The organism is Vibrio sp. WZ-1, assembly GCF_052037695.1.
Lineage (GTDB): Bacteria > Pseudomonadota > Gammaproteobacteria > Enterobacterales > Vibrionaceae > Vibrio.
Window position 1 is genome coordinate 1 of record NZ_JBQEQR010000017.1, and the last position, 6,187, is coordinate 6,187.

The window sequence follows — 6,187 nt, forward strand, 5'->3', positions numbered from 1 at the left end:
CCAATCTAGGGCGTAAATTATTAGCACTGGTCGAGTTAGAAACTTACTCATAACAAAGCATTTAAGAGTGATTCGCAACGCTTGGCGTTTTCGCTTCGCTCAAGTATAGCCAAGCGTCGCTCACACCTTAATGCGGCGTTAGGAATTATTAAAAGGAAACATAATGTTAGAGTTCATTTTAGCGGTTTGTACAATACTAGGTGGCATAACAGCGACCTGGTTTTTGTTTGAAAAACAAGACCTCTTTGCTAATACATTCAAGTTTAATAGAAGTCTACTCATTTGGGTTGATGAGAAAGGTATTCTGGATCAAGACGAGAAAGAACTCATTCAAAAATTAAGCAAAGCAAGCCTGTTCCTAAGCAAAAAGAAGTCATACGAACTAAAAGTAACAAGTAAAAAATATCAAAATCAGCTGGCAGGTCAGAGTGAAAAAGGTATCAATAAAGATATTGATGAAAAAATGACTGCAAAGTATGAATGTACTGCGCAAGCATTAAAATTACTTATCAATATGCGTTACATGAAGCAACTAGAAGACTTTACTGATGATGAATTTGTTATGATGGCAAAGGGAATTCTGAGTTTTTCAGACTTGACTCCGTATAATCCTTTCTTGGACCGCCTAGAGGTATGGTTCTCCCAAAATCACTCTTTTCGAGAAACTGTCCCTCTCAGTTCATTTGAGCGAAGCGTGTTATTTGAACATTTGGGTATAGACAGTATGCTCAACATAATGCCCAGCAGTGTTGTAGAACTGCCGAGAGAGCTAATCTGCGATAAAGTAGTTCCTACAATGGTATATTCAATCGAGAAATATTCGGGGGAGGCTCTATGTTTTCATCTCGAAGAACAGTTCAATTTAGCTAGTTGGCAATATGGCGCGGCATAATCCTAACAATCTGTTTAAGAGTGATTCGCAACGCTTGGCATTTTCACTATGCGTTAGGTTTAGTGGTTAAGGTTGTTTACGGGAACTTCAGTATTGTGTTGCTCACACCTTAACAGGGCGTTAGGCTTTTCGTAGGATAATCAGAATGTGGAATGATGTTGAACAATTAACCAAGTTTGTAAAATTTATCCCCTATGTTTTTATTTCACTAGGTTTTGTGGTGGCGCTTTCGGGACAGTTTGTGAAAGCTAAAGTGGAAGAGCGGGTTGTGTTCTTGAAACAAGGTGCTGAAATTGCTCTCAAAAACACGGCGCCTGATTTGGATGTCACATTGGGTAAGTACGCACCAACAGGAGAGCTTGTACTACAGATTACCGCGAAAAATGATATTCCCTTTACATCAAGTTGGCATATCAAAACAACAAACAATGAAATAGTGTCAGGTATTCAGTTAGAAAAGCCAGTAAGTACACCAACTCCAGAACAACGAATATTCTTATTCAAAGCGGTGGTTGACGTAAGTAAGATAAAAAACAATTATCTAGAGTTAGACTACTTCTATGAATCTAAATATTCCTCTGAGCTTAATCAACCGCAAAACTTAAAGGGAACAATCACCAGAAAATATTTTTACGTAAACGGTGAAGTTTTTCCAGTAGAGCAGTTCCAGAACACGATAGGTCCAAAATCACCTGAACCACAAGCCTAACAAACAATTTAAGAGTGATTCAGCACGCTTGGCATTTTTGGTTTGGGTTGAGTTCGGTGTTTACGGTGGTCAAATGAAGTGTCGTGGTCACGTGCTTCACACCTTAATTGGGCGTTATGTTTACTTGAAATTCAAAGGCTTAAAGTTCTTAGGCTCTAGTTCTTTGTCCCTTTGGCAATTGGTCCCTAGTAGACTCAGCAAATCCGCATTGTCAGTCTAAGTTCTTGAATCTCTCAGGCCGTAAAACATGCCAATGTTCGTGGGTTGCTTCATTGTCAGGTCGTGGCGGTCGGCTTCTTGTTTAACTGGCTTTAAGTCGCTTTTAGGTTCTTAGTCAATTAGCATTTCGGCTTGGCAGTTGCCTCGGCAATTCAGCACTGTTTTGCGCTTTGGTTGGAAAGAAAGGGCATTTGTTGGAACTTAGTCAGGTTGCCTCATTGGGCAGGGAAGTGGCATTACTCGTTTCTGGTTGGTCGTCTTTGGTGCTCAAGTTGGTTTCAGCCTTGTGGTTTGCTTCAGAAAACTAGTTAGAAATAGTAGTTCTTTCTCAAGTAAATCAGTCGTTTGTGGTAAAACATAACAAACAATTCAACAGTGATTCGCAACGCTTGGCGTTCTCACTTCGGGTTGAGTTTAGTGTTTACGGCGCAGTGTTCAAGTTCAGTGTATGCGCTGCTCACACGTTAATTGGGCGTTATGTTTACTTGTATTTCAAAGGCTTAAAGGTCTTAGGCTATATATAGTTCTTTGTTCCTTTGGCAATTCGTCCCTAGTAGACTCAGCAAATCCGCATTGTCGGCCTAAGTTCTTGAATAGCTCAGGCCGTAAAACATGCCAATATTCGTGGGTTGCTTCATTGTCAGGTCGTGGCGGTCGGCTTCTTGTTTAACTGACTCAAAGTCGTTTTTGGATTCTTAACCAATCAGCATTTCGGCTTGGCAGTTGCCTCGGCAATTTGCCATTGTCTTGCGCTTTGGTTGGAAAGAAAGGGCGCTTGTTGTTACTCGGTCGGGTTGCCTCATTGGGCAGGGAAAAGGAATTACTTGTTTCAGGTTGGTCGCCTTTGGCGGTCAAGTTGGTTTAAACCTTGTGGTTTGGTTCAGAAAATCGGTCTGAAACAGCAGTTCTTTCTCAAGTAAATCAGTCGTTTGTGGTAAAACATAACAATAAATTTAAGCAGATTCGTAACGCTTGGCATTTTTACTTTGAATTAGCTTAAGTGTTTACGGCACAATGGTTTAGGTAGGTGGTCGCGTTACTCACTACTTAATTTGGCGTTAGCAGTACACGGTGGTAAATCAGTATGGAACATGACAAATCGAGATGTTTTTTCTACGAGCCTGAAAATTCGATTCGCCGTGAGTCGATGTTAATGAACAAATTATTGTTTGATCTACAGTTAGCCTATGCGATGCAGGGGTATTACCTTAAAGCTTACCGTACTGATGTCGATGATAATGGCTATGACTTAGTCCTTGATTCTGAAGATATAAGCAGAAAGGTTCAGGTCAAATCAACAATGGTTGATTCCTCCACTAAGTCTTGGGGCATAGCTAAGGGTGTACTACGTCCCGAGTTACACCAAATGCGTAAGCATTCTATGTGGTCTAATTTGACTGCGGGTATTGGTGGGGGAGTAATTTTGCAAGAAGTCACATTGAACCAAGATGACATTGATGTAAATTATTACTATACCGATTTGGTTATTTTATCGCTCTACTGCTTTGAGATCATCGGGAACAAAGTGAACTACAAAAGTGCTCGTAGGGTTATAGGTGAACTTCATCATGAGTATTTCCATGATAAAGTAGCACTTTCAAAAAGTTGCTTTCTCAAGCTTAAATCACCGTCTGCCTTACTAGAGTTAATGGGATTTACTCAAAGTCGAATGTACGGAGATATTATTTACAAATTGCAGTGTATAAATAATCCAAAATATCGTTCAGCGCCACACGAATACTATCGAGAAAAAATTGTACAGCTGATAAATTCAGTAAAGTACTGCTAACAATCAATTTAAGAGGGATTCACAACGCTTGGCATTTTTGCTTCTACTTCAAATTTAGTGTTTATGGCACAATGCCTTAGGTAGGGTGGTAGCGTTGTTCACCCCTTAATTGGGCGTTATATCACTTCGAGGAAACAACAAATATGAAAGGTGAAATTGTTCGTTGGGTTGATGAGCGTGGTTTTGGTTTCATCAACTCTGATGCCTACCCAGGTGACATTTTCGTTCATGTATCGAAGTTTAAGAAGGGTTACAGGCGTCCAAAAACTGGCGATAAAGTAGAGTTTCAGATCGAAGTAAGCAACGGCAAAACTAGCGCTCATAATGTATTGCTTGTTGGTGTTGAACCTATCAAAAACAGTTCGTCATCATCTATATTATCTGTTGTGCTAATTGGCTTGGCTCTAGGTGTCTTTGGCTATTTTGCTTTTGAAAAGCTCTTTACTACTCCTGAATATGAAAATATGGGGTTTGTATGCGAGGGTAAGACTCGCTGTAGCCACATGACATCTTGCAATGAGGCAAAGTTCTATTTAGCAAACTGTCCCAACGTACAAATTGATGGGGATCGTGATGGCTTGCCTTGTGAAATGCAGTGGTGCACTAATTAGGGCGTGATATAACAAGCAATTTAAGAGGGATTCACAACGCTTGGCATTTTTGCTTCTACCTCAAATTTAGTGTTTATGGCACAATGTTTTAGGTTTGGTGGTAGCGTTGTTCACCCCTTAATTGGGCGTTAGTGCGCAAAGATAAAAATTATAATTAGCAGGATTTAAAATGAGTGAAATTGCTCGTTTCATATCTGGTAAAGCTCCAGATAAATTTGGTCGCAATGTAGAGCAGTTGTTAGCTTACAACCACTTCTGGCTGGAGCATGATCATAAGTATATTCAGGTTCTTTTCCCGATTGATGAGGGTACTAAGTTCAATCAACATGCTCCTTTGGTAACTCAAGCAGATCGAGAGGCTTTTGCTAACTCAGAAGAATTACGTATTGCTCACTTAAAAGTACTCGACCTTTTACTCGAGTTTTGGGGATTGCAGCGAGATGGGTGTGAAATTTCTTCATTACTGGAACTAAGTCCTGCTAACCACGTCTGGCTTAAAAGTCATGACCACAACCAACTCCGCCTGACCCGAGCAATTCGTAGTTTGTATTTACTCGGTAATGAGCAGATAGCAGCAAACTTGTGTGACTTTCTAGTGGCTGCAGCCAGAGAAACCGGCATGGTTTCAGATAAAACGGTTGAGTATTGGCGTAACGCGCTCAAGGGTTAGGGATCGCTGAAAAAGCGCACTAACAAACTGTTTAAGAGTGATTCGCAACGCGTGGCATTTTTACTATGCGTTGGTTTTAGTGGTTAAGGTGGTATGCGGGAGCTTCGGTATTGCGTTGCTCACACCTTAACAGGGCGTTATGCATCAAGGAGAACCTTATGCGATTAGCAAGTTTCGAAGAAGATTATTGGCGATTACGAAATGGGGAGGAATCCCATCGCAATAATCCAGAAACGTTTTGGATTCCAACTCTAGATGCTCGTAAGTCGCTAAAAATTGGTGATGCAGCCAAAATCATCTTAGAAATTGAATTTGAGGATGAAAATGGTGATATTTACGTTGAATCTGAGAGAGGTTATGTCATCGTCTCAGAATTAGTGTCAGATAAATTTATTGGTATCTTAGACTTTCAACCAAGTTGTATTGATCCTGATGAGTCAGGTGTGTATCTCGGTTTTGGCGTTGAAATACCATTTTCAGTTGAACACGTCATCGACATAAGCCGACCGCCTCAAAGCTATATTGATTGGCAATTGGGTCAAAAACCCGAGAGAAGCTGGTCGCGAAATTGATGCATAACAAAGCATTTAAGAGTGATTCTCAACGCTTGGCATTTTTGGTGTCATCGTTGGGTTTTGTGTTTACGGTGGTATGGTTTAGTTTCGTGGTAGCGTTGCTCACACCTTAATGCGGCGTTATGTTTACTTGTATTTCAACGGCTTAAAGGTCTTCGGCTCTAGTTCTTTGTTCCTTTGGTAATTCGTCCCCAGTAGACTCAGCAAATCCGCATTGTCGGCCTAAGTTCTTGAATCACTCAGCCCGTAAAACATGCCAAAGTTCGTGGGTTGCTTCATTGTCAGGTCGTGGCGGTTGGCTTCTTGCTTAACTGGCTCAAAGTCGCTTTTAGGTTCTTAGTCAATTGGCATTTTAGCTTGGCAGTTGCCTCGGCAATTTGCCATTGTTATGTGCTTTGGTTGGAAAGATAGGGTGCTTGTTGTTTCTTGGTCGGGTTGCCTCATTGGGTAGGGAAGTGGAATTACTCGTTTAAGGTTAATCGCTTTTGGCGGTCAAGTTGGCTCGAGCCTTGTGGTTTAGCTCAGAAAACTAGTTAGAAATAGCAGTTCTTTCTCAAGTAAATCATGTGTTTGTGGTAAAACTTAGTATCAAGTTTGAAGTGCGACACTTTTTACAGATGCGCATGAATATACTCCGTTGGTGTCCTATACCCAAGTCTTTTGCGTGGGCGCGTATTTAATTTGTGTGCAATTTCATTGCAGAGCTTCTGTGTTACGTGTGA

6 protein-coding genes and 1 pseudogene are annotated in these 6,187 nt (G+C 40.9%); 6 read left to right on the forward strand and 1 reads right to left on the reverse strand.

Annotation, left to right across the window (positions count from 1 at the left end; genetic code table 11):
* Window positions 1–163: 163 nt before the first annotated feature.
* From ACTS60_RS00130 to ACTS60_RS00155, 6 genes are all read left to right on the forward strand, one after another.
* Window positions 164–892 carry a hypothetical protein gene (locus tag ACTS60_RS00130; RefSeq protein ID WP_281947800.1) on the forward strand — a complete coding sequence of 243 codons (729 nt, stop codon included), beginning with the start codon at window positions 164–166 and terminating at the stop codon, window positions 890–892.
* Between the two features lie 145 nt (window positions 893–1,037).
* A complete protein-coding gene (locus ACTS60_RS00135; protein WP_440886721.1) occupies window positions 1,038–1,601 on the forward strand; it encodes a hypothetical protein in 564 nt (187 codons plus the stop codon).
* Between the two features lie 1,303 nt (window positions 1,602–2,904).
* Window positions 2,905–3,609 (forward strand): hypothetical protein, encoded by a 705-nt coding sequence (locus ACTS60_RS00140; protein ID WP_440886722.1) that lies wholly within the window; start codon window positions 2,905–2,907, stop codon window positions 3,607–3,609.
* A 143-nt stretch (window positions 3,610–3,752) separates the two neighbouring features.
* Window positions 3,753–4,220 carry a cold shock domain-containing protein gene (locus ACTS60_RS00145; RefSeq protein ID WP_263141779.1) on the forward strand — a complete coding sequence of 156 codons (468 nt, stop codon included), beginning with the start codon at window positions 3,753–3,755 and terminating at the stop codon, window positions 4,218–4,220.
* A gap of 169 nt (window positions 4,221–4,389) precedes the next feature.
* A complete protein-coding gene (locus tag ACTS60_RS00150; protein ID WP_064368563.1) occupies window positions 4,390–4,890 on the forward strand; it encodes an opioid growth factor receptor-related protein in 501 nt (166 codons plus the stop codon).
* A 158-nt stretch (window positions 4,891–5,048) separates the two neighbouring features.
* Complete coding sequence (locus tag ACTS60_RS00155) at window positions 5,049–5,462, forward strand: hypothetical protein (RefSeq protein ID WP_021823068.1); 414 nt, start codon at window positions 5,049–5,051, stop codon at window positions 5,460–5,462.
* Window positions 5,463–6,076: 614 nt separating this feature from the next.
* Here the strand turns inward: ACTS60_RS00155 and ACTS60_RS00160 are convergent.
* Window positions 6,077–6,187, reverse strand: a pseudogene (locus ACTS60_RS00160) (IS30 family transposase); the annotation flags it as partial.

Excerpts from the sequence above, each read along its gene's own strand:
- ACTS60_RS00130 (WP_281947800.1), top strand. The coding sequence starts at position 164 with ATGTTAGAGTTCATTTTAGCGGTTTGTACAATACTAGGTGGCATAACA.
- ACTS60_RS00135 (WP_440886721.1), top strand. The coding sequence starts at position 1,038 with ATGTGGAATGATGTTGAACAATTAACCAAGTTTGTAAAATTTATCCCC.
- ACTS60_RS00140 (WP_440886722.1), top strand. The coding sequence starts at position 2,905 with ATGGAACATGACAAATCGAGATGTTTTTTCTACGAGCCTGAAAATTCG.
- ACTS60_RS00145 (WP_263141779.1), top strand. The coding sequence starts at position 3,753 with ATGAAAGGTGAAATTGTTCGTTGGGTTGATGAGCGTGGTTTTGGTTTC.
- ACTS60_RS00150 (WP_064368563.1), top strand. The coding sequence starts at position 4,390 with ATGAGTGAAATTGCTCGTTTCATATCTGGTAAAGCTCCAGATAAATTT.
- ACTS60_RS00155 (WP_021823068.1), top strand. The coding sequence starts at position 5,049 with ATGCGATTAGCAAGTTTCGAAGAAGATTATTGGCGATTACGAAATGGG.